The sequence below is a fragment of the Pacificimonas flava genome (genome assembly GCF_000342165.1).
Lineage (GTDB): Bacteria > Pseudomonadota > Alphaproteobacteria > Sphingomonadales > Sphingomonadaceae > Pacificimonas > Pacificimonas flava.
In genome coordinates, this window is sequence record NZ_AMRV01000003.1 from 17,156 (window position 1) to 40,104 (window position 22,949).

Below are 22,949 nucleotides of genomic sequence, written 5' to 3' on the forward strand. Positions count from 1 at the left end.
CCCTCGCACGCGCACGCGCGGCGAGTGTCCAAACTGTCAACTTCGCCGATCCGGACACCTGTCAACTTCCGGCCGGCAAACAGCGGAAACAGCGTTCATGACGAAAACTCTCCTCCTACTCCCCGGTGACGGCATAGGCTCCGAAGTGACGGCGGAGGTGCGCCGCATCGTCGACGCCCTCGGCCTCGATGTGACATTGCAGGAGGCGCGCTTCGGCGGCGCGGCCATCGACGCGGACGGCGTGCCCGTGACGGACGAGACGGTGGCCCTCGCGCTTGCCGCCGACGCGGTGCTGATGGGCGCGGTCGGCGGGCCGAAATGGGCCGGCCAGTCCTTCGATACCCGGCCGGAGGCAGGCCTCCTTCGCCTGCGGGAGGCGATGAACGTCTACGCCAATCTGCGGCCCGCGCGCTGTTTCGCGGCGCTGGCGGACGCCTCCAGCCTGAAACGCGAACTCGTTGAGGGGCTCGACATCATGTTCGTCCGCGAACTCGTCGGCGGCGTCTATTTCGGCAAGCCGCGCGGCATAGAGATGCTGGCGAATGGGGAGAGGCGCGGCCTCAATTCCCATCATTACACCACCGGCCAGATCCGGCGCGTGGCCCGCACCGCCTTCGAGCTTGCCAAGGGGCGCACGGGCCGCGTCTGCTCGGTCGAGAAATCGAACGTGATGGAGGCGGGCCTTTTGTGGCGGGAGGAGGTGCAGCGCCTGCGCGACGAGGATTATCCCGAAATCGAGCTGACGCACATGCTGGCCGACAATTGCGCCATGCAGCTCGTCAGGCAGCCGAAGCAGTTCGACACCATCCTCACCGACAATCTCTTCGGCGACATGCTCTCCGACGAGGCGGCGATGCTGACCGGCTCGCTCGGCCTGCTGCCCTCGGCCGCGCTGGGGGAGGCTGGGCGCCCGGGCCTCTACGAGCCGATCCACGGCTCCGCGCCCGACATTGCCGGCCAGGGCCTCGCCAACCCCTCCGCCGCCATCCTCAGCCTCGCCATGGCGGTGCGCCACAGCTTCGGCGAGGAGCGCACGGCAGAACGGATCGAGCGGGCCGTCGAAACCGCGATCGAGGGCGGCACCCGCACCCGCGACATCGGCGGCGGCGCCTCCACCGCCGAGATGGGGCAGGCGATCGCCGCCGCGCTTTAACGCGCGGGCAGCAACCCGATCACCGAAATCTGCCGGCCATAGGAGGGCTCGCCGCGATGGGTCGCGCGGCGGTAGGAATAATAACGCTGCGGCTGCGCATAGGTGTCCTCTCCCATCAGGTCGACGCGCCCCGCGCCCGCCGCTGCAAGGCGGGAGGCGACGAAGCCCTCCAGATCGAACTGCGCATGGCCGGCCCGTCCGTCCGCGAAGAACCGCTCATTCTCATCGTCGGCATTCAGGAAACGGCGGCGAAAGCCCTCGTCCACTTCATAGCTCGCTCTGGCGATGCACGGACCGACGGCCGCCGCAATGTCCTCTCGCCGGGCGCCGATTCGCTCCATGCCGGCGATGACCGCCTCGCAGACGCCGCCGAGCGCGCCCTTCCACCCCGCATGCGCCGCGCCGACGACGCCCGCCTTCGCATCGCACAGCAGCACCGGCGCGCAGTCGGCGGTCAGGATCCCGATGAGGAGGCCCGGCTCGCTCGACACGATGGCATCCGCCTCCGGCCGCTCGTCCTCCGCCGGCTCTCCGCTGGCGCGCACCACCGCCGTGCCGTGCACCTGCCGTACGGAGGCGAGGCCCGCCCCCGCGATCAGGCTGTCCGCCACGATCCGGCGGTTTTCACGGATGGACGTCAGGTCGTCGTCCGCTCCGAACCCGCATTGCAGGCTGGCCATGGCGCCCGTGGAAACGCCCCCTTCCCGCCCGAAAAAACCGTGCGGAACGGCAAGCAGGTCCGATGTCCGGCTGGGCACGCTCATGCCGCGCACTCCTCGGTCAGGAAGCGTTCGACATCTTCCATGTCCGCCTCCGGATAGACGAACGCCTCGCCGATTCTGCGCATCAGGATCAGCGGCACGCGTCCCGCCGCCGCCTTCTTGTCCTGCCGCATGTGCTGCACCAGCCGCTGCGGCGAGCGCGCGCCGTCCGGAATCGTCGACGGGAGTCCCGCCGCCCGCACATGCTCCGAAATGCGCGTCGCCTCGCCCGGCGCCATCAGGCCCAAGCGCGCCGAGTAGCGCGCGGCGAGCGCCATGCCGGCGGCCACCGCCTCTCCGTGCAGCAGGCGACCCGAAAAGCCCAGTTCCGCCTCCAGCGCGTGGCCGAATGTGTGGCCGAGGTTCAGGAGCGCGCGCCGCCCCTTCGTTTCCCTTTCGTCGGCCGCGACAACGGCGGCCTTGGCGCGGCAGGATACGGCGATGGCATGGGCCTGCGCGGCATCGTCGCCGGCCAGCACCGCGGCAGCATTCGCCTCGCACCAGGCGTAGAAATCCGCGTCGCCGAGCAGGCCGTATTTCACCACCTCGGCATAGCCGGCGCGCAGTTCCCGGTCGGGCAGCGTCGCCAGCACGGCCGGGTCAATGAGAACGGCGCTCGGCTGGTGGAAGGCGCCGACCAGATTCTTGCCGGCGGCGCTGTTGATGGCGGTCTTGCCGCCGACCGAACTGTCGACCTGCGCCAGCAGCGTCGTCGGCACCTGCACGAACCGGCAGCCCCGCCGCAGGATGCTCGCCGCAAAGCCCGTCAGGTCGCCGATGACGCCGCCGCCCAGCGCAAGGATATGGTCGCCCCGCTCGACGCCGAGTTCGAGGAGGCGCTCCGTCAGGCGCTCCAGCTGCGACCAGCTCTTCGTTCGCTCCCCCGCCGGCAGCACGATGGTCTCGGCCGGCCCGCCAAGGCCGTTCAGCAGCCGCTCCAGATGCAGCGGCGCGACGATCTCGTCAGTGACGATGACCGTGGGCCGGTCGCCGGCGGGGGCCGGCACATGCTCGCCAGCCCGGTCCAGAAGCCCCGCTTCGACATGGATATCGTAACTGCCCGCCCCCAGGGCCACTTGGATGGTCTTCACAAAAGGTCCGCGTTCGTCAGCTCTGCGATGATCGCCTCGACCGCCTCCTGCGGCGGCGCCGGCGAACTCATCACGTGGAAATGAGCCTCAGCGTAGCGCGGTGCGCGCGCCTTTGCGAGCGCGCGCATCACCGCGCCCCGGTCCTGCCCCGCAAGGAGCGGGCGCGTGTCGCGGCGCGACACCCGCTCGATCAGAACTTCGATATCCGCGTCCACCCAGATGGTGATGCCGCTCGCCAGCATGGCCGCGCGTGTCTCATCGTCGACGAAGGCGCCCCCGCCGGTGGCGATGACCTGCCGCCGCCCCTCCATCAGGCGCGCAATGACGCGCCGCTCGCCGTCTCTGAAATGCGCCTCTCCGAAACGGGCGAAGATTTCCGAGACGGACAAGCCCGCCGCCGCCTCGATCTCCTCGTCAGCATCGACGAACGGCAGCGACAGACGACGCGCCAGACGCCGGCCGATGGTGGACTTGCCGGCACCCATCAGGCCGACAAGCATGATCGGGGCATTTCGCGGCGGCGCGGGGGGTTTCGGAATTTTCGGTTTCGTTGCCATGGCCGGCATGGCTATACACGCCCGCTCTATCAGGGGCGACCTCGCAGGTGGCGCGGCGCCCGCTCTGTTCGTGTTTGAGGGAAATGCCGTTGGGCCGAATTCTGAAATGGCTGATCATCATCCTGCTGCTCGCCGTGGTCGTGGGCGGCATCTACTTCGGCTTCAATACGCCGCCGCTGCAGCAAACTGTCGTCGAACAGCCGGTGGACCGTGAAACGCTCGGTATTTAAGGCCGCTCTTCTTCTCGGCGGTTCCTGTCTGCTGGCTTCGGCCGCGCTGACGCAGGATGCGCCGGAAAGTCTGCTGCCCGACATTTTCGGCCCCAGTGAGCCGGCGCCGCCGCGTGAGGTGCAGCCAGCCATTCCGAACGATCCCGGCGAAGCGACGGATGACACCGACGAGCCGGAGCGCCAGGAAGACGCTGACGAGACCGGCGAGGAGGAAGCCGAGCCGGCGCAGCCTTCTCCTGCCGCTGAGCGGGACGATCCGCTGGCCAGCGAGCGCACCTATGCGGACTTTCGTCTGACCGGTCCGCTGACACCGGCGCGTGGCGGCTATGGCAGCCGCGTGTTCGCCGGATCGAACGGAGCGATGTTCGCGGCATGGATGAACAGGATCGACACGCCGCTGGCATCGCGCTGGGCCCATATCGTCCTCCGCCGCGCGCTTCTCTCGCGTGCACCCACGCCGCCGAACATTCGTCCGGCCGATTGGGTCGCAGCGCGTGTCCTGATGCTGACCCGCATGGGAGAGGCGGACGGCGCGAAGCTGCTGCTGCAGGGACTGCCGCTCGACGGTTACACGCCGCGGCTCTACGCCGTCGCCAGCCAGGCGCACCTCGCCGCGGCGGACATTCCGGCACTCTGCCCGCTGGCGCCGACGGCGCGGGCCATTTCGAACGACAATTTCTGGCGCCTCGCCGTTGCGATCTGCGCAGGCCTCGACGGCGATGACGAAACCGCCGTGACGCTGTTCAACCGGCTGCGGCGCGAGGACGCGGTGTCCGCGCTCGATCTGTTGCTTGCGGAGCGTCTGACCGGACTTGCCGGCGGCGCCGATCGAGCCGCAAATGTCGATTGGGACCAGACCGAGCGGCTGAATGCCTATTCGTTCGGCATGGCGACCGCTGGCGGCGTCGAGATCCCGGAGGATCTGTGGGACGCCGCCTCTCCGGCCGTGCACGGCTGGGCCTTTCGGGCCGGCGATGCGCCGCTCGAGCAGCGTGCAGCCTCCGCGAAGATCGCCGCCGCGACGGGAATCGTGTCCGCGCGCGAACTGGGGGCCCTCGCCAGCTTGCGGGCGGATCGGGCCGGCGCGGACGAGGTGCCGCAGGATGCCGTTCGGCTTCGCGCTGCCTATGCCGGACGCACGCCGCAGGAGCGATTGAGCGCCATCGAGGATCTGGTCGAGGAGGGCGACAACGCCGGCGAGCGTTATGCTGCGCTTCTCCTTGTCGCGCCGGCCGCCGCCACGCTCGAACCGAGCGCGGATCTGGCGGAATCCGCGCCCATGCTGATCGAGGCGATGCTGGCGGCCGGCCGCACGCGCGCCGCGCTGTCGTGGTGGCCCGTGCTGGTAAACGCCAGCGAGGACGTCCGGATGCGCGCCTGGCCGATGCTGGTCCTGGCCGACCAGACCGGGAATGTCCCGCTCTCCCCCGGCCTGGCCCGCGCGGCCTACAAGATCATGGCCGCGGATACGAGCGAATCGGCCGCTGCTGGTCGCATGAGCTGGCTGATCGGCGGACTGGCGGGTCTCGGCCGCATCGGCGGCAACCAGTGGGACAGCTTCTTCGAGGATTTCCCGGTGGGCCGCCGCAGCGACGTGCACACCCGCGCGCTCGCCCTTGCCGGGCAGCGGGGCCGCAAGGGAGAGGTGGCGGTTCTGGCCGCTCTGGGTCTGCAAGCACCCTGGGACAAGGTCAGACCGCACGACATCGCGCCCATCCTGTCCGCGTTCGACGGGGCCGGTCTGGGCGTCGAGGCCCGCCTGCTGGCGGTCGAGGCGTTCACGCGGACTGGCTGACGGCGCCATCCCCTCCATGACCGGCGACAGGTCTCCAACGACGGCGGATCGCAGCGATGCCGAGACCATCGGCCTGTTCCTCGACATGATGCAGGCGGAGCGCGGGGCAGCGGCGAACACCATCGCCGCCTATCGCCGCGATCTGGAGCAGGCGAGCGCGGCCCTTGGCGGCACGCTCTCCCATGCAAGTGAAGCGGACCTGGAGGCGCTGCCACGCCAATGGGCGGATATTCGCCCCTCCAGCCTGTCCCGCAAATTGTCCGCCGTCCGCCGCTTCTTCACCTTCCTGCAAGCCGACGGCGTGCGCAGCGACAATCCCGCATCCCAGATCAGATCGCCGGCGCGCGGTCGTCCACTGCCGAAGCTCTTGGCCCCTGCCGAGGTGGAAGCGCTCCTGGAAACAGTGGAAGCGCGGATGGCGGCTGGACGGCGCGGCGCGCTGAGAGATCGCGCCCTCATCGAACTGCTTTACGGCTCCGGACTGCGAGCGAGCGAACTCGTGTCCCTGCCCCGCAGCGCCATCGGCGCCGACAAGCCCTTCGCCGTTCTGAAGGGAAAGGGAGGCAAGGAGCGGCTGGTTCCCATCGGCAGCCGCGCTTCCGAGGCTGCGCTTGCCTGGACGGCGGCCTCTTCAGCGGAGTCTCCGTACCTTTTCCCCTCGGGCCGTTCGCATTTGACACGCGTCCGTCTGTTCCAGATTGTGAAAGCACTCGCAGCGGAGGCGGGGATCGATCCCGTGCGGGTCAGTCCGCATGTGCTGCGTCATGCCTTTGCCACCCACCTGCTGGCCGGTGGGGCCGATCTGCGCGCGCTGCAGGCCATGCTGGGCCACGCCGACATCTCGACCACGCAAATCTATACGCACGTCGATACGGCCGCGCTGGTAACGCTGGTGAACGAACGGCATCCGCTGGGACGTGGCCGCCGAACTGCGGGCGCCGATTGACCAGAACGCAGCAGCACTTTAGCGCCCCATTCCCATGGTAAGCTTTCTCGAATTTGAAAAACCCATCGCCGCGCTGCAGGAGCAGATCGATCGGCTCGACGAAGGGGCAAAGGGCGGTCCCGTCGATATCGGACAGGAATCGCGCAAACTGCGCGAAAAGGTCGAGGCGCAGCTGCGCAGCATCTACGCCAACCTGACGCCCTGGCAGAAGGCGCAGGTCGCCCGTCACCCGGAACGCCCGCATTTCAGCGACATCGCCGCGCAGCTGTTCACGGATTTCGAGCCGCTGGCCGGGGATCGCTATTTTGCGGAAGACGCAGCGATCATCGGCGGCATGGCCCGCTTCGACGGGCGGCCGGTCATGATCATCGGTCACGAAAAGGGCCGCGACACGGCAAGCCGCCTGAAGCACAATTTCGGCATGGGCAAGCCGGAGGGGTATCGCAAGGCGGTAAGGCTGATGGAAATGGCCGACCGCTTCGGCCTTCCCGTCCTCACCTTCGTCGATACGGCCGGCGCGTTTCCGGGCATCGAGGCGGAGGAGCGCGGCGCGGCCGAGGCTCTGGCGCGTGGCACGGCCGCCTGCCTGAAACTGCGCGTCCCCATGATTGCCACCATTACCGGCGAGGGCGGATCGGGTGGGGCGCTTGCGCTGGCTGCCGCGAACCGCGTGCTGATGCTGGAACATAGTTTCTACGCCGTCATCTCGCCGGAGGGCTGCGCCTCTATCCTGTGGCGTTCTGGCGAGAACGCGCCCGATGCCGCGCAGGCCATGCGAATAAGCGCGCAGGACCTGAAGCGGCTCGGCCTGATCGATAAAATCGTGCCGGAACCTCTTGGCGGCGCGCATCGCGATCCGAAGGCCGCCATCGAGGCGACCGGCCGTGCCATCGAGAAAGAGCTGAAGCAGCTTTCCACGATGGAGCCGGATGCGCTGAAGCGGCAGCGGCGGGAGAAATATCTTGCCATGGAACGCCCGGCCTGATCGCCCGCCGCGCCCAAACCCGGACAGGATGCGGAGCGAATCATGACTGTCTATCAGCCGAAAACCCCGTTCTCGAAACAGCGATCGACGGCGCGCGCCAGAATCGGTGAGCAGGTTTGGGACCGGCTGAAATCCGTGCCCGGCCTGAAGATCGTGGAGGAAGAGCGCGCCCGGATCGCCCTTGTCGACAATTATCTAGACGACCTGACCTGTCAGGAGCTCTGCTGGCGCATCGACGCCGAGAATCAGCGGTCCGAGGCCTATACCGAGGGCGGCATCGATGAGCGCCGGACGAGCTACAGCTGCAATTTCGACCGCTGGGAGCCGTTCGTGGAGCGGATCGACAGCGGCATCGCCGATCTTTTGGGGCTGCGCCACGAACAGGGGGAGACGATGCAGGGCCAGCGCTACGAGCCCGGGCAGTTCTTCCGCCCGCACCCGGATTTCTTCCTGATCGACGAACCGCACTGGGACGGCGTTCTGGCGTCGGGCGGTCAACGAACCTGGACAGCCATGGTCTTTCTCGATGCGCCCCTGTCAGGCGGCGCAACGCGCTTCGTCGAGCTGGGCATGGAGATTCGCCCCAAACCGGGCCGTCTTCTCGTCTGGAACAACATGGCGCCGGATGGGGCGCCGAACCCGAACACCTTTCACGAGGGCAGCGACGTGGTGATGGGCCGCAAGCACATCATCACCAAATGGTTTCGCGAAAACGACTGGATCTAGTTGCAGACGATCCAGCCTGTTCGCGCGGGCGGTTTCGATTAGGAACGCTCCTCCTCGTCCGGCGTCGCAATCATGCCGAGCGCGGCCATATAGGTGTCGAGAAGCGCCTCCTGCTCCTGCCGGTCGTTTCGGTCCATCGCCCGCAGCCGCACGACTGTGCGCATGGTCTTCACATCGAACCCTTCTGACTTCGCCTCGCCATAGACCAGCTTGATATCGTCGGCGATCGCCTTTTTTTCCTCTTCCAGGCGCTCGATACGCTCGATGAACAGACGCAGTTGCTCGGACGAATGGGTGGCGTCGGCCATGGGTTCTCCTCAGGGGGATTCGGGTAGCGGAAGCGAAGGCTCCGGCGATGCTGGCGCAGGTAGACCGCTCAGGCGTTTTTCGCAACGCTCTCGTTCATGCGCTGGACCTGTTCGTCGCTGGCGGAGGCTTGATACCGCTCTTTCCATTCGGCCTGCGGCATGCCGTAGACCGCCTCTCGCGCCTCGTCCTTCGTCATCTCGATATTGCGGGCCTCTGCCGCTTCCCGATACCAGTCGCCGAGGCAGTTACGGCAAAAGCCGCCATATCCCATCAGATCGATGTTCTGAACGTCGGTGCGGTGCCGCAGATGCGAGACCAGTCGGCGGAACGCCGCGGCTTCCAGTTCAGTCCGGGCTTTGTCGTCGAGATCGGCGGCCATAGGAAATCCTTCACTTGCACTTTGCTAAACCCATGCCCAAGCGAGGGGCTCGCAATCACGGGTATCAAACGGCGGAGCAGCGAAGTTGAGGATTGAACCGCGCAGGCGCAAGGTCAGGATTTTGGCAACCCTCGGTCCGGCGTCGAACGGACCGGAGGCCATCGAGGCGCTGTACCGCGCCGGCGCCGATGCCTTTCGCGTCAACATGAGCCATGGGGAGCACGATCTGCACCGCGCGGTCATCGGCCATATCCGCGCGCTCGAGCAGAAGCTCGGCCGGCCGATGACGATCCTCGCGGATCTGCAGGGTCCGAAGATTCGCATCGGCACCTTTGCCTCCGGCCCGATCCGCCTGAAGGAGGGCGACCATTTCACGCTTGATCGCGACGAGACACCGGGAGACGGCGAACGGGTCAACCTGCCGCATCCGGAGGTCTTCGCCGCCGTCGAGCCCGGGCAGCGCCTGCTTCTGAACGACGGCAAGCTGTCGCTTCGTGTGGACTCCGTCACCGAGACGCGGATCGGCACGACAGTCCTGAACGATGGCGAGCTGAACGACCGCAAGGGCGTGAACGTGCCCGATGCCGTCATTCCGCTGCCGGCGCTGACGGAAAAGGATCGGCGCGACCTCGACTTCGCGCTCGACCAGAATGTCGACTGGATCGCGCTCAGTTTCGTCCAGCGTCCGGACGACGTGGCCGAGGCGAAGAAGCTGATCGCCGGCCGGGCTGCGCTGATGGCGAAGATCGAGAAGCCGCGCGCGCTCGACACGCTGGGCGAGATTCTCGAACTGTCCGACGCCCTGATGGTCGCGCGCGGCGACCTTGGTGTCGAACTGCCGCCGCAAAAGGTGCCCCGCGTGCAGAAGGAGATCGTCGAGCTGGCGCGCGAAGCTGGTAAGCCGGTGGTGGTCGCCACGCAGATGCTCGATTCCATGGTCGCGAATCCGGCGCCCACCCGGGCGGAGGTCAGCGACGTCGCAAACACGATCTACGAGGGCGTCGACACGATCATGCTGTCGGCCGAAACCGCAGCCGGTGACTATCCGGTCGAGGCCGTGCGAATGATGAACGCCATCGCGCTGGAGGCGGAGGCCGATCCGCAATATGCGCGGCATATTCATTTCACGGAGACCGCCCCGCAGCCGACGACGGCCGATGCCATTTCCTCGGCGACCGGTTCCGTTCTGAGGACGGTCAGTTGTGCGCTCGCCGCCTGCTTCACAAGTTCAGGCTCCACGGCGCGGCGCGCCAGCCGGGAACGACTGCCTGTGCCGCTCCTGGTCCTCACCCCCTCACGCGAGACAGCCCGCCGTATCGGCATTCTGTGGGGAGTCCACGCCGTTCACACGCGCGATGTTTCCGATTTCGAGGAAATGGTCGGCAAGGCCCGGCGCATGGCGCTTCGCACGCAGCTGGCGGCAAGCGGTGACCGCATGGTCGTCATGGCCGGCGTTCCGTTCGGTACGCCGGGCAGCACCAATGTTCTTCACATCACCCGCATTCGCGGCGACGAGCTAGAGCGTCACACGTCCTGAAGCGGCTTCAGCCGCTTCGGAAAAAAGACCAAGTTCGATCAGCCGCGCCTCGACCCCCGCCCGGCCGTCGAAGCGATGTGCGAGAAAGCCGGCCGCTTCGGCTGCCACGACATTGCGCGGCTGATCGTCGATGAACAGGGTGCGGCCTGGATCGACACCGAAGCGCTGCTGAGCGAGCACGTAAATCGCCGCGTCCGGTTTTGTCAGCTTCTCGACGCCGGAAACGACGATATCCTCGAAGAGGTCGAAGACGGGAGCCGTCGGGCGGAACAGCCGCCAGAACTCCCCGGAAAAGTTGGTTATGCCGTAGAGAGGAATGCCAGCGGCGGCGATTTCGCCAACCAGCTCGATCATGCCAGGGATCGGCTCGCCTATGGTTTCAAGCCAGCGGGGGCCATAGGCTGCGATAAGCTCGCGCTCCTCGGGAAAACGCCGGATGAGCTCCGCGCTCGTTTCCTCGAAGGGGCGGCCCGCGTCGTGCTGGTAATGCCACTCACGCGTGACGACGCTATCCAGAAACCAGTCCAGCCGATGCCTGTCCGAGATCAGCTTCTGATAGAGATAGCGGATGTCCCAATCGTACAGGACGTGGCCGACATCGAAAATGACGGCATCGACGTACGCAGGACAAAGATCGGAGGCGGCGCGGATAACGCAGCCGCCCGCAGCTTAACCCTGGCGCGCCTTGAAACGACGATTCGTCTTGTTGATGACGTACACGCGGCCGCGGCGCCGGATCACCCGGCAGTCCCGGTGACGGTTCTTCAGCGACTTTATGGAGTTACGGACTTTCATGGCGCGGCCTAAATTTCGAAAATGTTCGGAAAATCGAGGCGCGTAGGTAGGGAGGTTCCGTCATCCTGTCAAGCCGGTGCGGGTCGCTGGCAATGTCTTCGCGCGCCGTGCCCCTTCCCCTGATGGCCGCGCGGGCATATCTGCCTGACATGCGATTTGCCTCGCACAAGACCCTCCAGCGGCCCGCCCTGCCAGCCGGCGAACGCATCTACGCGGTCGGTGACATTCACGGCCGCCGCGATCTCCTCGACAAGTTGCTGAAGCGGATCGACAAGGACCTCAACGCCTGGAAGGGCAAGAGCCGCATCGTCTTTCTAGGCGATTATATCGACCGAGGACCAGACAGCGCGGCCGTGCTGGACAGGCTCGTCGAGGGACCGGGTCCGGCGGACGCGTGGATTTGCCTGAAGGGCAATCACGATCATTTCGCACACTACATGCTGACGACTGAAAACTGGCAGCAGCATCACCTCGACACCTGGCTCGCCAATGGGGGTGATGAAGCGATGAGAAGCTGGGGCATTCCTAGCCGCATCGTGCGCAGCGATCCGGATGCGGCGGTTGCGGCCCTTAAGGAGTGTGTACCCGCGGAGCACGGTGAGTTTCTTGCGCGGCTGAGGCTGTCCTACCGGGCCGGGGACTATATGTTCGTGCATGCCGGCATACGGCCAGGCATCCCGCTGGAACAGCAGGACGAACGCGATCTTCTCTGGATTCGCAGCGATTTCCTCAATCATCGCCACGATTTCGGTGCCCATGTCGTGCACGGCCATACGATCACGCGCACCGTGGATGCTCGCCCGAACCGCACCGGCATCGATACCGGGGCCTATGCGAGCGAACGCCTGACCGCGCTGGTCCTCGAAGGGGCGGAGCGCCGCGTTCTCAGCACCTGAAACGCGGCCCCGGCTGCGCTAGTTCTGACGATCCTTCAGCGATGCTTCCCACGACAGGGCATGCTGAACGATCGTGTCGAGATCGGCGTGACGCGGCGTCCAGCCAAGCGTGTCGATGATGCGCCCATTGTCACTGACGAGCGCCGCCGGGTCCCCCGGACGGCGCGGCTCCATCCGCCGGTCTATGGATTTGCCGGAAACCCGCTCGACGGCATCCAGAACTTCCAGCACGGAAAATCCGCGCTTGTAACCGGCGTTCATGAACAGGGAGGATTCGGGATTATCCCGCAGCCAGCCCAGCGCCAGCACGTGCGCCTCCGCCAGATCGCTGACATGGATATAGTCGCGCACGCCCGTTCCGTCGGGCGTGTCGTAATCCGTGCCGAACACATCCACATGGCTGCGCTTTCCCATCGCCGCCTCGCTGGCCACCTTGATCAGGTGCGTTGCCCCCTTCGTGGATTGCCCGGTGCGGCCTTGCGGGTCGGCACCTGCGACGTTGAAATAGCGCAGCGCGCAGAAATTCAGATCGTGCGCCGCCGCCGTGTCGGTCAGCATCATCTCCGTCATCAGCTTGGAGGTGCCGTAGGGATTGATGGGCTGCTTGCGCGCATCCTCCCGCACCGGGACCTCGTCCGGCGTGCCATAGGTCGCCGCAGTGGAGGAGAAGATGAAGTGCGGGACCACGGCATCGACCGCCGCTTCGATCAGATTGCGCGATGCAGCCGTGTTGTTGCGGTAGTATTTCAGCGGGTCCGCCACGGATTCCGGCACCACCACGGATCCCGCAAAATGCATGATCGCGCCGATGCGGTCATCCTTCAGAATTTGGGTCATCCGCTCCTGATCGGCGACATCCACCTCGTGAAATCGGGCGGCGTCCGGCACGGCCCAGCGGAAGCCCGTGATCAGATTGTCGGCCACGGAGACAGGATAGCCTGCGTCCAGCAGGGCGAGGACGGCATGGCTGCCGATATACCCGGCGCCGCCGGTGACGAGTACGCGGGGCAGCGTATCCTGGTTTTCGCTCATGGAACGGCCTTCCTGATTTGCGGGTTACGAAGAATAGGGATTTGTCGCCGACTTAGGCGAAGCGCCGCTCCGCGCTCAAGCGAAACGGCACATCGAAGGGGATGTTTTGAACGATGACCATGAAATCCGTCCTGCTGCCGCTCGCCGCGCTATCCGCCCTTGCTGCCTGCAGCACCACGAACAGCGGTGTGGACGTGACCCGCTTTCACCTGGAGCAGCCCGTCGCGCGCGGCAGCGTTTTCCTGGAGCCGGCCAACCCTGACCGCGCAGGCTCGCTCGAGTTTCGCACCTATGCCGACGCCGTTGCAGCGGAACTGCGCGACATCGGCTTCACAGTCGCCTCCACACGCGATGCGGCCGAACTGATCGGGACCATGGATTATATGCAGGCGACGCGCCAGGCGATCGCTGAACGCTCCCCGGTCTCTGTCGGCATCGGCGGGGGCACGTTCGGCAGCGGCCTAGGCGTCGGTCTCGGCACCATGTTCGGCCTGGGCGGCGGCAAGAGCGGCGACATCGTCACCAATATGCTGGAATTGCGTCTGAAACGGGAAAGCGACGAGACGACGATCTGGGAGGGCCGGGCCACCAGCGAAGCGCGCGAAGGCGATGCGCAGGCCAGCCTTTCGGCGGACATTCCCGTTCTCGCGGACCGGCTGCTGCGCGACTATCCCGGCCAAAGCGGCGAAACCGTCACTTACGAGGACTGAATAGCAGAATTCCGGGGCGGCTGTCCGCCGGCTCCTCGACCGCAACCTGACACGGATTCGTCATGGAGGGCGTTGCGGGCGCGCGTTCGGGCGTCTAGGGCGAGCGCTCGTTCGTGACGCCGCCCCCATGTTCAGGAGACGCTGCCCCGTGAAGATCATCACCGGCAATAGCAACGTGCCGCTTGCCCAGGATATTTCGGATTATCTGGAAATCCCCCTGACCAAGGCCAGCGTCAGGCGATTCGCCGACGAGGAGATCTTTGTCGAAATTCAGGAGAATGTCCGCGGCGAGGATGTTTTCGTCATTCAGTCGACGGCCGCGCCGGCGAATGACAATCTAATGGAACTGCTGATCATGATCGACGCGCTGAAGCGTGCGAGCGCGAGCCGCATCACAGCCGTCGTTCCCTATTACGGCTATGCGCGTCAGGATCGGAAACCCGGTCCGCGAACCCCTATTTCGGCAAAGCTGGTGGCGGACCTGATCACCACTGCCGGGGCCAATCGTGTCCTTTCCGTCGATCTGCATGCTGGTCAGATTCAGGGCTTCTTCGACATCCCCACCGACAATCTGTACGCCGCGCCGGTCATGGCGGAGGATATCAAGGCGCGTTTCAGCCTGGACAATCTGATGATCGTCTCGCCCGACGTGGGCGGCGTGGTACGCGCTCGGGCGCTGGCGAAACGCCTGGACAACGCGCCCCTCGCCATCGTCGACAAGCGGCGCGAGCGCGCCGGCGAATCGGAAGTAATGAACATCATCGGCAATGTCGCGGGACGCTACTGCATCCTTATCGACGATATCGTCGATTCGGCGGGAACCCTCTGCAATGCGGCCGCCGCCCTGCTGGAGGCCGGCGCCGAAAAGGTGACCGCATATTGTACGCACGGCGTCCTTTCGGGGGGAGCGGTCGCGCGGGTCGACAATTCCGTTCTCGAGGAGCTGGTCATCACGGATTCGATCCCGGTCCCTGAGGACGCGGCGAAAATCCGCAAGCTAACGATCGGCCCGCTTCTTGGCGAAGCCATCAGGCGTATTGCGGACGAAAGTTCGGTTTCCAGCCTGTTCGACTAGGCGGCGCGATCAAGCCCTAGCCGAGCGAATCCAACTTCATGCGGGCGGCAAGCTTTGGCCTGGCATCGCAGTCGACGTGAATTTCCGGATAGTCGAGGTCGGTGAGCCGCATGAGAATACCCGGCGCCGCGGCATTGCACTCCGCGACCGTTTCGAAATCAGGCTCCATGATCTTCAGCGTCTCGCAGGCTGCGCCGGCATCGCCGCACCCCATGATCGCCATTGCCACAAAGATTTCCTGCACGGTGTCGTCCTCATTTCGTCCTCTCCTAAAACGATAGAACGAGACCGAGGTTCCGGCGGCTCGTTGCGGCGCCCTATTGACTTCCCTCGCCGGACATGGGCGCGACGATCTGGATCGTCCGGTCGAAGGCGCCGGCCTGCAAAGAATCCGGCGTCATCACGAGCGTCGTTCCTGGGACGAGAATGCCCGCCAGATCACGGCGAAATTCCGGAGGCAGGACCAGTTGATTCCGCTCCTCTGCGCTCACAACTGCGCCGCCCTCCGTGCCGTGTAGGGGCACGTCCATCCAGGTGAATTTGTCCGCCGCCACGTCCGCCGCCACGAGTTGATAAACCTCCGTTTGCGTAACGTCGCGGCCCAGCCGAACCGGCGCCCGTCCGATTTCGACGCCGTTGCGCACCACCCGCATCTGCCGGTCGGCGGCGCTGAGGATCAGGGAGATCGGACCCTGTCGCTGCAGCCAGGGTCGCCATACCGTCGCGGAATCGATAGCAGACGCGGTGCCCGCCGTCACGGCACCGGAGGCTGAGATCGAAGGTGCCTCCTGCCCCTCGAGCGCGAGACGCGGAACGTCGGCACTGTCCGTCACGATGACGGTAATGCCCAGGCTGGTTACGCCGAACAGCTTTTCCGCGAACGCATCGGGCAGACGAATGCAACCGTGCGATGCGGGATGGCCGGGCAGTGTCCCGGCATGAAGCGCGATGCCATCCCAGGTCAGGCGCTGCATGTACGGCATGGGCGCCGAATTGTAGAGGTTGGAATAGTGCTCCTTCTCCTTTTGCAGAATCGTGAAGACACCAGTCGGCGTTTCATGACCCGCCTTTCCCGTCGAGACCGTGGAGATGCCGATCAGGACGCCGTTGCGATAGACATAGGCGCGCTGCACCGCCAGGCTGACGATGATCGTCACGGGCCCTTGCGGCGACACCTCGTCCGCCCACAGGAAGTCCCCTGACTGAAGCGCCTGCGCCGCGGGCGCGACCGGCCCGCTCGGCAGCGGCAGCTCCCTGGCCGCTGCCTCCGCCGTCATCAGCATGAGAGCGAGCGAGGCCGCGATAAGACGAGAACCGCGCATCAGTGAGCGAACAGAATTGCGTGGCGGGTCTGTGAGATCATGGACTGGGTCACGCCGCCCAGGATCAGTTCGCTGAACCGCGACCGACCATAGGCGCCCATGGCGATCAGGTCGGCCTCGAAAGCCGCCGCCTCGTCCTGCACGATGTCCTCGGCATCGCCATTCGCGACTTCCCGCGTCTCGGCACGTATATCCGCGCGCGACAGGTAGCGGGCGGCGTCCTCCGGACCGGGACGGTCGCTACGTGCTTCGCCTATGCCGAGAATCCGAACCGCTGCCGCGCGCCTCAGGAATGGCATCGCACCCTTCAGCGCCCGGCCGGCCTCGGGCGAGCCGTTCCACAGGAGCAGGACACGCCCCTCCGTGGCAAAGCGCACCTCGGCGCGAGGCGCGACGAGCACGGGGCACCCGGCCGCCACCAGCGTGCGACCCAGGAAGGTTTCGCCCGACTGGTCGCCGATATCCTCGCCCGCAGGACTGAGTATGACGAGATCGCCGAGAACGGACTCGCGCGCGAATGCACGCTCCGGCAGGCCCAGCCTCACCTTCCAGTCCCAGGACACATCCTCGCTTTCGATCATGCGGCTGCAATGATCGCGGAACGCCTGCTCCTCCTTCCGAATGTCTTCCTCAATGCTCGGCGGCAGCACCGCGGTGAACATGCCCGCGGCATAGACGTCGCCCGTGACGGTCATGTTCTGACGGGAATGAAGGCAGGTGATGTGGGCATTGAAGACGCGGGCGATGGCCATGGCAGCCTCGACACGAACGTCGAAGCCGTCGTCGCGATTGGCGTGCAGGATGATGCGGTGCATGGGGCGGTCCTTTCTCATCTCCCTTGAGTCGCGCTTAACCTTATAGATCAGAAGCGCGGCGACTTTGCGTCCCGTCAAAATTGGCGAGCCGGGGAAGCCGATCCTATCTGTTGGGTATGCCTTCCGAACGGCAGCTGTTGCTGCGTTTCCTTCCCTATCTGTGGCCCACCGGCCGCCCCGACCTGAAGCGCCGGATCGGCGTGGCGCTCGTTCTCGTCCTTCTGTCGAAGGGCGCGGTCCTTCTGATGCCCTTCGCGTACAAGGCCGCCGTCGATGCCATGGGCGCGGAACAGGATCTGTCCGACGCCGCGCTCGTCGCGATCGGCATGGTCATCGCCTATGTCGGTGCGCGGTTCGGCGGCACGCTGTTCGACAATCTGCGCAACGCGGTGTTTGAGCGGGTCGGTCAGGGCGCGGCGGCGCAGCTTGCGGACGACGTCTTCCGCCATATGCACCGGCTCAGCCTGCGCTTCCATCTGGAGCGCCGGACGGGGGCGCTGACACGCATCATCGAACGCGGCACCAAGTCCATCGACCAGATGCTCTACTTCCTGCTCTTCAACATCGCGCCGACCTTTTTGGAGCTGGCCGTGGTGTGCGGCATCTTCTGGGTCAAGCTCGGCCCCGCCGCCGTCGGCGGCATGCTGGCGGCGGTCGCTGCCTACATCCTATTCACGCAAAAGGTGACGGAGTGGCGGCAGAAGCTGCGCCGGCAAATGGTTGAGGACGACAACCGCGCCGCCCAGCGGGCCGTCGACAGCCTGCTGAATTACGAAACGGTCAAATATTTCAGCGCGGAGGCCGTCGAGGCGCACAACTACAATGCGGCAATGGCGCGCTATCGGGAAAGCGCGGTGAAGACCGAAACCTCGCTTGCCATGCTGAACGTGGGACAGGCGCTGATCACCAACGTGACCATGGCCGGCGCCATGGCGCTGACGGTTTGGGGCTGGGCCGCCGGACGCTACACGGTCGGCGATCTCGTGCTGATCAACACGCTGCTGATGCAGCTTTTCCGGCCCCTCGACGCGCTCGGCTGGGTATACCGCTCCATCAAGCAAGGCCTGATCGACATTGAGGAGATGTTCGGCCTGATCGACACGCCGGCAGAGGTTGAGGATGCACCGGGGGCCGCACCTCTCAGGGTGAAGGGCGGCGAAATCCGTTTCGAGAATGTCCGCTTCCACTACGACCCCGAGCGGACGATCCTGCACGGCATCGACTTCACCATTCCGGCAGGAAAAACGGTCGCCATCGTGGGGGAATCGGGTGCGGGGAAATCGACGCTCAGCCGCATCCTGTTCCGCTTCTACGATCTGGAAAGCGGGTGCGTCAGCATAGACGGTCAGGATATTTCGTCCGTGACGCAGTCCAGCCTGCGTGCGGCCATCGGCATCGTGCCGCAGGACACCGTCCTCTTCAACGACACGGTCGGCTACAATATCGGCTACGGCCGGGCCGGCTCCACCCGCGCCGAGATCGAGACGGCGGCAAGGGCCGCGCAAATCCATGATTTTATCATGTCGCTCCCCGACGGGTACGACACCGTTGTGGGGGAGCGCGGCCTGAAACTGTCCGGCGGCGAGAAGCAGCGCGTGGCGATCGCGCGAACCATATTGAAGGATCCCCCCATCCTGATCCTCGACGAAGCGACGAGCGCGCTCGACAGCCGCACGGAGCAGGCGATCCAGTCCTCCCTGCGCGAAGTCGAAAGGGGCCGCACGAGCCTCGTCATTGCGCACAGGCTATCGACGATCACGGACGCCAGCGAAATCATCGTCATGGCCGGCGGGCGGATCGCCGAACGCGGCACACATGCCGCCCTGCTGGCGAAACGCGGCCTCTACGCAGAAATGTGGGCGCGCCAGCAAGCGGCCGGCGACGGGGAAGAGCGAACCGAAGCCGCCCAGTGATACGGCCTACTCCATGGCGCCCAGCAAGTCGTCGACCTTCATCGATACTGCCGTGGTGACGCTGTCCGCGATGGCGTATGGAAGGATGAGGCGCCCGGCATGGACAAGGCCGCCGCAAGTATAGACGACGTTCGGAACATAACCCTCCCGCTCCTCCCCGACGGGACGCAGCAACGGCTCTTTCATGCGCGCGAGCACCTTTGACGGGTCGGCCTTGTCGACCAGGAACGCGCCGATGGAATAGTTTCGAACGGGCCCCACTCCATGCGTGAGGATGAGCCATCCCTCGTCCAGCTCTATCGGAGAGCCGCAATTGCCGATCTGCACGAATTCCCAGGGAAAGCGCGGCTTCAGCAGAATTTCGCCGCCGCTCCAGGTCCACATGTCGTTCGACCGCAGCAGCCAAAGATTCTCGTTATCCTGCCGTCCGATCATCGCATAGCGGTCGTTCACACGGCGCGGGAACAGCGCCATGCCCTTGTTGCGGGCCGCATCGCCGGCGAGCGGCGCCATGCGGAAGGACCGGAAATCTGTCGTTTCCAGCATTTCGGATCGGATCGCGTGGCCGGAGTAAGCGGTATATGTGCCATAATAACGCTGCGTACCGTCCCTGCCTTCGAACCGGACGAGGCGCAGATCCTCAAGCCCGTTCGACTGCGCCGGTGTGACCGGAAACAGCACCGCGGCGTCGAGCGGTCGATCCTTCTCGCAGTGGATATGGACATCCTCATCCTCGCCATAGGCGCGCGAGGCGGCGATCATGGAATGTTGATGCGGCTCCTCAAGGATCAGGTCGCCGTCGGCGGTGACCTTTCCCGTGCGGAAACAGATTGAGGAGATATGCCCCTCTCCGACGCAGCGCAGGGACAGAACGACGCGAAGCTCCCCCTCGCCCGCCTGGGCTTGATCGGGATGGGGAACAAGGGAGGGGTTGAACAGCGCCGCCGCCTGAAAGCTGTATTCATGGCTGAAATACGCGCCGATCAGCAACTGCTCTTCGATCGTCAGCAGCACTTCGTCTGCATAGGGTTCTGCGATTTCGCGAAACGTGCGCAGGAAAAAGCTCTGGATATCGATATGGCGATCGCTGAAACCGCGCAGCACTCCCTCCCATACGCGGCGGCGCTGTGCATCGGTCAGGCTGAGTACGTGACTGACGATGCGCTCGATCCGGTTCGGCGAGAGCGGATTTTTGTCATCGGGTTCCACAGACGGGCGGAAGGGGCGCAGTACCACCATATCCGCATCCGGGCGTAGCGACACATCGAGGCGCCTGACGAAATCGGGCATGCCGACGTCGCGCTCATGCCGGGAAGCTGCATCTGCCATCAAAAGGCCATTCCTTTCGCGAAATATGCGGCCGATATCCGCGCCCACATGTAGGAAACGGTCGATTCCGCTCCGGCATTGGCGTTCACCCGGTCCGGATGCAAGCCGTCGTGACAAAGCCCGGTCGCAGGATCGGCAAGCGGCAGCCCAAGGGCGTTCGTGCCGTGAAACCAATCAAGCGACGCCCGCGCGCGGTGCACCCATTTGTCGTCGCCTGTAACGGAATGGGCACGGATACAGGCGTCGAGCATCGCTGCCGCCTCCAATGGCTGCTGATCCCAACGCTTCGGCAGACTACGCTCCCGTCCGAAACTGTCATGACCCACCGGCATGAAAACGCCGTCCTCCTGTTGCCAGTCCCACAGCGCGCCGAGCGCCGTCAGGCCCGCCGCCGCCAAGTCCCCGCCCGCGAGCAGCGCCGCTTCGCAAAGCCGCGCATTGTCGTAAGCCAGCGTGTCCTCGAACCATGGCCACTCCTTGGTCGCCGCGTCGGCCCATCGCTGGCGCAGCCGCATTTGCAGCGCCTGACGCGCCGCAAGACCGGCCTGCCAGTCAGGCTGGACGACGAGGGCAGCCTCCAGCCCGAACAGGGAGAAGGCCCATAACCGCGGAGCCGTTTCGTTCGCGAGTTCCTGCACCACCCTTTCAAGAAGGTTTTGCGCCCAATACCGTTCCGCGTCCCCGGAAGCATGGGCGATCGTCTCGCCGAGAGCCCAGACCGCCCGGCCGTGCGGGTCGGCGAACCAGGTGGTGTCGCACCACGCCCGATCATAGGCCATGAAATTTCGGAACCGGCCGGTCGTCTCTTCCAGCGCATGATCCAGAAATGCCAGACAGTTGCGCAGCATCGCACGCTCGCTCCGCGCCAGCTTTCGCAGGTGCGAAAGACGCAGCAAAACGATTGCCGCGCGCGAATTGTCATCCGTGCAGTAACCATGATCGCGGTTGGGCAAATGAAACCGCGCATGCTGCAAGAGGCCCGTGTCGTCGCTAAGCGCTTCCAGATGCTCGCAAAAGCCGGCGGACGGCACCTCCCGATTATCTATAAACATATGTAAATCCTGCGCTTTCGCGGTTGGCAGTGGAACAAAGAGCGGACATTGAGGGTTCAGATAAGTGCCGCTTTTCAAGGCGGATCTTCGATACAGAATGCAGAAAGGGCTCGGTAAGGTGCACGTCGTTTCTCGTTCCCCGCTTAGAATTGCCGTCATCGGAAACTATCCGCCGCGCAAATGCGGCATCGCAACATTTTCTGCGGATACCCAGGCCGCCCTCGAAAATCTGCCGGATGTCGAAAGCTTCGTCCTGGCGATGGAGGACGGAACGGGTCTGGACTATTCACAGCCCGTACGCCGTGTACTGCCGCAACATGATCGCTCCGCCTATCGGGAAACGGGCCGCTGGCTGCGGAGTCAGGCCGATCTGATCCTCCTGCAGCATGAATATGGAATTTTCGGCGGCGATGCTGGCGATTACATCCTCGATCTGATCGAAGAGGCTGGCCTGCCGGTGGTTACGGTTCTTCACACCATTCTCGCAACGCCCAACGTCGAGCAGCGCCGCGTTCTGGAGGCACTTTCCGAACGGTCCTCGCAGCTTGTCAGCATGTCGAAGCGTGGGCGCGACATGCTGGAAACGATCTATGGCGTCGCGCCCAACAAGATTGCCATCGTACCCCACGGTGTGCCGGACCGTCCCTATGTCGAGCCTTTTGAGATGCGCGCGGAACTCGGATGGGAGGAGCGGCCGACGCTGCTGACCTTTGGTCTTCTGTCACCGAACAAGGGCATCGAGACGATGATCGACGCCATGCCGGCCTTGATCCGCGAGGTACCCGACGTCCGCTACCTGGTGCTTGGCGTGACTCACCCGCATCTCGTGCGGCATGAGGGCGGAGAACGTTATCGCGCCGGCCTGATGGCGCGAGCGGAGCAGCGCGGCGTTGCGCGGCATATCGAATTTCGCAACGACTTCCTGGAACTGGAGGCCTTGTGCGACTGGCTGCAGGCGACGGATGTCTACGTGACGCCGTACCGGGACGAGGCCCAGATCACTTCGGGAACGCTCGCCTATGCGCACGGGCTAGGCAAACCCATTGTGTCCACGCCGTATTGGCACGCTGCTGAATTGCTGGCGGACAATCATGCGCAGCTCGTGCCCTTCGGCGATGCCGACGCATTGGCGGAGGCAATCGCCGAATTGCTGACCGATAAGGAGAAACGAAACAGCGCTGCTGCCCGCGCCTATGCACGGGGGCGCGGCCACATTTGGTCCGAAGCGGCGCGACGCTATGACGAGATATTTCGGGCCGCCCTTCGCAGCAAGCCTACGGAAAAGGCGCTGCCGCCGCGAACGGGGGCGATGCGACCTGGCGGTAGCTCTCATGCGGCGCTGGCCCCCTTTCGCGCCCTGCGCCACCGTCTGGGCGGCGAGGCCGCGAAGCTCTAGCTGACAAGACAGACTCCTCCCCTCAGCGGGCGGTGTGTGTCCCAATTTCCAAACGGGCTAGGCCCGATAAGTGAGACGGCGCCCATCCCATTGGGACGGACGCCGTCTCACAATTCACATGCTACCGAAATACAACGATCGCGAG

Annotated in this window: 25 protein-coding genes; 12 read left to right on the top strand and 13 right to left on the bottom strand. The window is 65.1% G+C overall.

All coding sequences use genetic code 11. From position 1 onward, the window contains the following. Nucleotides 1-97: 97 nt before the first annotated feature. Nucleotides 98-1,153, top strand: a complete 1,056-nt coding sequence (gene leuB, locus C725_RS05235) for a 3-isopropylmalate dehydrogenase (protein WP_008600661.1) — start codon at nt 98-100, stop codon at nt 1,151-1,153. Here the strand turns inward: leuB and pgeF are convergent. The 3 genes from pgeF to C725_RS05250 are packed head-to-tail and all read right to left on the bottom strand — an operon-like array spanning nt 1,150 to nt 3,571. Beyond that, nucleotides 1,150-1,917, bottom strand: a complete 768-nt coding sequence (pgeF, locus tag C725_RS05240; RefSeq protein WP_008600664.1) for a peptidoglycan editing factor PgeF — start codon at nt 1,915-1,917, stop codon at nt 1,150-1,152. The two genes, leuB and pgeF, sit on opposite strands and share 4 nt — an antisense overlap. Continuing rightward, nucleotides 1,914-3,005 carry a 3-dehydroquinate synthase gene (gene aroB / locus C725_RS05245; protein WP_038281855.1) on the bottom strand — a complete coding sequence of 364 codons (1,092 nt, stop codon included), beginning with the start codon at nt 3,003-3,005 and terminating at the stop codon, nt 1,914-1,916. Before aroB ends, pgeF begins: the two co-directional genes overlap by 4 nt. Next, nucleotides 3,002-3,571 carry a shikimate kinase gene (locus C725_RS05250; protein WP_008600666.1) on the bottom strand — a complete coding sequence of 190 codons (570 nt, stop codon included), beginning with the start codon at nt 3,569-3,571 and terminating at the stop codon, nt 3,002-3,004. The genes aroB and C725_RS05250 overlap by 4 nt, the downstream gene beginning before the upstream one ends. A gap of 80 nt (nt 3,572-3,651) precedes the next feature. Between C725_RS05250 and C725_RS16355 the strand changes: the two genes are divergently transcribed. Genes C725_RS16355 through C725_RS05270 form a run of 5 tightly spaced genes read left to right on the top strand, consistent with a single transcriptional unit; the run spans nt 3,652 to nt 8,244 of the window. Beyond that, a complete protein-coding gene (locus C725_RS16355) occupies nt 3,652-3,792 on the top strand; it encodes a hypothetical protein (RefSeq protein ID WP_008600667.1) in 141 nt (46 codons plus the stop codon). After that, nucleotides 3,773-5,587, top strand: coding sequence for a hypothetical protein (locus C725_RS05255; protein ID WP_008600669.1), 1,815 nt, complete (start codon nt 3,773-3,775; stop codon nt 5,585-5,587). Before C725_RS16355 ends, C725_RS05255 begins: the two co-directional genes overlap by 20 nt. 16 nt (nt 5,588-5,603) lie before the next feature. Beyond that, nucleotides 5,604-6,533, top strand: a complete 930-nt coding sequence (locus tag C725_RS05260; RefSeq protein ID WP_008600671.1) for a tyrosine recombinase — start codon at nt 5,604-5,606, stop codon at nt 6,531-6,533. A 34-nt stretch (nt 6,534-6,567) separates the two neighbouring features. Beyond that, a complete protein-coding gene (locus tag C725_RS05265) occupies nt 6,568-7,518 on the top strand; it encodes an acetyl-CoA carboxylase carboxyltransferase subunit alpha (protein WP_008600674.1) in 951 nt (316 codons plus the stop codon). Between the two features lie 42 nt (nt 7,519-7,560). Next, nucleotides 7,561-8,244: a prolyl hydroxylase family protein gene (locus C725_RS05270; RefSeq protein WP_008600676.1), complete on the top strand. Its 684-nt coding sequence runs from the start codon at nt 7,561-7,563 to the stop codon at nt 8,242-8,244. 38 nt (nt 8,245-8,282) lie between these two features. Here the strand turns inward: C725_RS05270 and C725_RS05275 are convergent, their stop codons facing one another. Continuing rightward, the gene (locus tag C725_RS05275; protein ID WP_008600679.1) at nt 8,283-8,552 is read right to left on the bottom strand and encodes a DUF2312 domain-containing protein; all 270 of its coding nucleotides are present in this window, start codon (nt 8,550-8,552) and stop codon (nt 8,283-8,285) included. 68 nt (nt 8,553-8,620) lie between these two features. Next, on the bottom strand, nt 8,621-8,932 hold the full coding sequence (locus tag C725_RS05280) for a DUF1244 domain-containing protein (protein ID WP_008600682.1): 312 nt from the start codon (nt 8,930-8,932) through the stop codon (nt 8,621-8,623). 85 nt (nt 8,933-9,017) lie between these two features. Between C725_RS05280 and pyk the strand changes: the two genes are divergently transcribed. Next, entirely contained in the window at nt 9,018-10,469 is a 1,452-nt protein-coding gene (pyk, locus tag C725_RS05285) for a pyruvate kinase (RefSeq protein ID WP_008600685.1), read from the top strand. On the opposite strand, the gene C725_RS16635 is transcribed toward pyk, so the two are convergent. Both C725_RS16635 and ykgO read right to left on the bottom strand, forming a co-directional pair. Then, nucleotides 10,449-11,120: an HAD-IA family hydrolase gene (locus C725_RS16635; protein ID WP_078056149.1), complete on the bottom strand. Its 672-nt coding sequence runs from the start codon at nt 11,118-11,120 to the stop codon at nt 10,449-10,451. The genes pyk and C725_RS16635 overlap by 21 nt on opposite strands. Before the next feature lie 18 nt (nt 11,121-11,138). After that, a complete protein-coding gene (gene ykgO, locus C725_RS15665) occupies nt 11,139-11,264 on the bottom strand; it encodes a type B 50S ribosomal protein L36 (protein ID WP_008600689.1) in 126 nt (41 codons plus the stop codon). 92 nt (nt 11,265-11,356) lie between these two features. Between ykgO and C725_RS05295 the strand changes: the two genes are divergently transcribed. Further along, the gene (locus C725_RS05295; protein WP_008600692.1) at nt 11,357-12,160 is read left to right on the top strand and encodes a metallophosphoesterase family protein; all 804 of its coding nucleotides are present in this window, start codon (nt 11,357-11,359) and stop codon (nt 12,158-12,160) included. An 18-nt stretch (nt 12,161-12,178) separates the two neighbouring features. Here C725_RS05295 and galE read toward each other — a convergent pair whose 3' ends face one another. Further along, nucleotides 12,179-13,192 (bottom strand): UDP-glucose 4-epimerase GalE, encoded by a 1,014-nt coding sequence (gene galE / locus C725_RS05300; RefSeq protein ID WP_008600694.1) that lies wholly within the window; start codon nt 13,190-13,192, stop codon nt 12,179-12,181. A gap of 113 nt (nt 13,193-13,305) precedes the next feature. Here galE and C725_RS05305 point away from each other — a divergent pair, with 113 nt between their 5' ends. Continuing rightward, nucleotides 13,306-13,902, top strand: a complete 597-nt coding sequence (locus C725_RS05305; protein ID WP_008600696.1) for a DUF4136 domain-containing protein — start codon at nt 13,306-13,308, stop codon at nt 13,900-13,902. Nucleotides 13,903-14,050: 148 nt separating this feature from the next. Next, the gene (locus C725_RS05310; protein WP_008600699.1) at nt 14,051-14,977 is read left to right on the top strand and encodes a ribose-phosphate pyrophosphokinase; all 927 of its coding nucleotides are present in this window, start codon (nt 14,051-14,053) and stop codon (nt 14,975-14,977) included. A gap of 16 nt (nt 14,978-14,993) precedes the next feature. Here the strand turns inward: C725_RS05310 and C725_RS05315 are convergent, their stop codons facing one another. The 3 genes from C725_RS05315 to C725_RS05325 form a co-directional block, all read right to left on the bottom strand. Then, entirely contained in the window at nt 14,994-15,221 is a 228-nt protein-coding gene (locus C725_RS05315; protein ID WP_008600701.1) for a hypothetical protein, read from the bottom strand. Nucleotides 15,222-15,294: 73 nt separating this feature from the next. Next, nucleotides 15,295-16,299, bottom strand: coding sequence for a L,D-transpeptidase (locus tag C725_RS05320; protein WP_038281864.1), 1,005 nt, complete (start codon nt 16,297-16,299; stop codon nt 15,295-15,297). Then, nucleotides 16,299-17,114, bottom strand: a complete 816-nt coding sequence (locus C725_RS05325; protein ID WP_008600705.1) for a universal stress protein — start codon at nt 17,112-17,114, stop codon at nt 16,299-16,301. Before C725_RS05325 ends, C725_RS05320 begins: the two co-directional genes overlap by 1 nt. A 116-nt stretch (nt 17,115-17,230) precedes the next feature. Here C725_RS05325 and C725_RS05330 point away from each other — a divergent pair, with 116 nt between their 5' ends. Next, nucleotides 17,231-19,027 (top strand): ABCB family ABC transporter ATP-binding protein/permease, encoded by a 1,797-nt coding sequence (locus C725_RS05330; protein WP_038281867.1) that lies wholly within the window; start codon nt 17,231-17,233, stop codon nt 19,025-19,027. Between the two features lie 6 nt (nt 19,028-19,033). On the opposite strand, the gene C725_RS05335 is transcribed toward C725_RS05330, so the two are convergent. Next, a complete protein-coding gene (locus C725_RS05335; RefSeq protein ID WP_008600710.1) occupies nt 19,034-20,356 on the bottom strand; it encodes a glycoside hydrolase family 130 protein in 1,323 nt (440 codons plus the stop codon). Next, nucleotides 20,356-21,408, bottom strand: a complete 1,053-nt coding sequence (locus tag C725_RS05340) for a hypothetical protein (RefSeq protein ID WP_008600712.1) — start codon at nt 21,406-21,408, stop codon at nt 20,356-20,358. Before C725_RS05340 ends, C725_RS05335 begins: the two co-directional genes overlap by 1 nt. Before the next feature lie 118 nt (nt 21,409-21,526). Here C725_RS05340 and C725_RS05345 point away from each other — a divergent pair, with 118 nt between their 5' ends. Beyond that, nucleotides 21,527-22,804, top strand: coding sequence for a glycosyltransferase family 4 protein (locus tag C725_RS05345; protein WP_008600714.1), 1,278 nt, complete (start codon nt 21,527-21,529; stop codon nt 22,802-22,804). Nucleotides 22,805-22,949 lie beyond the last annotated feature (145 nt).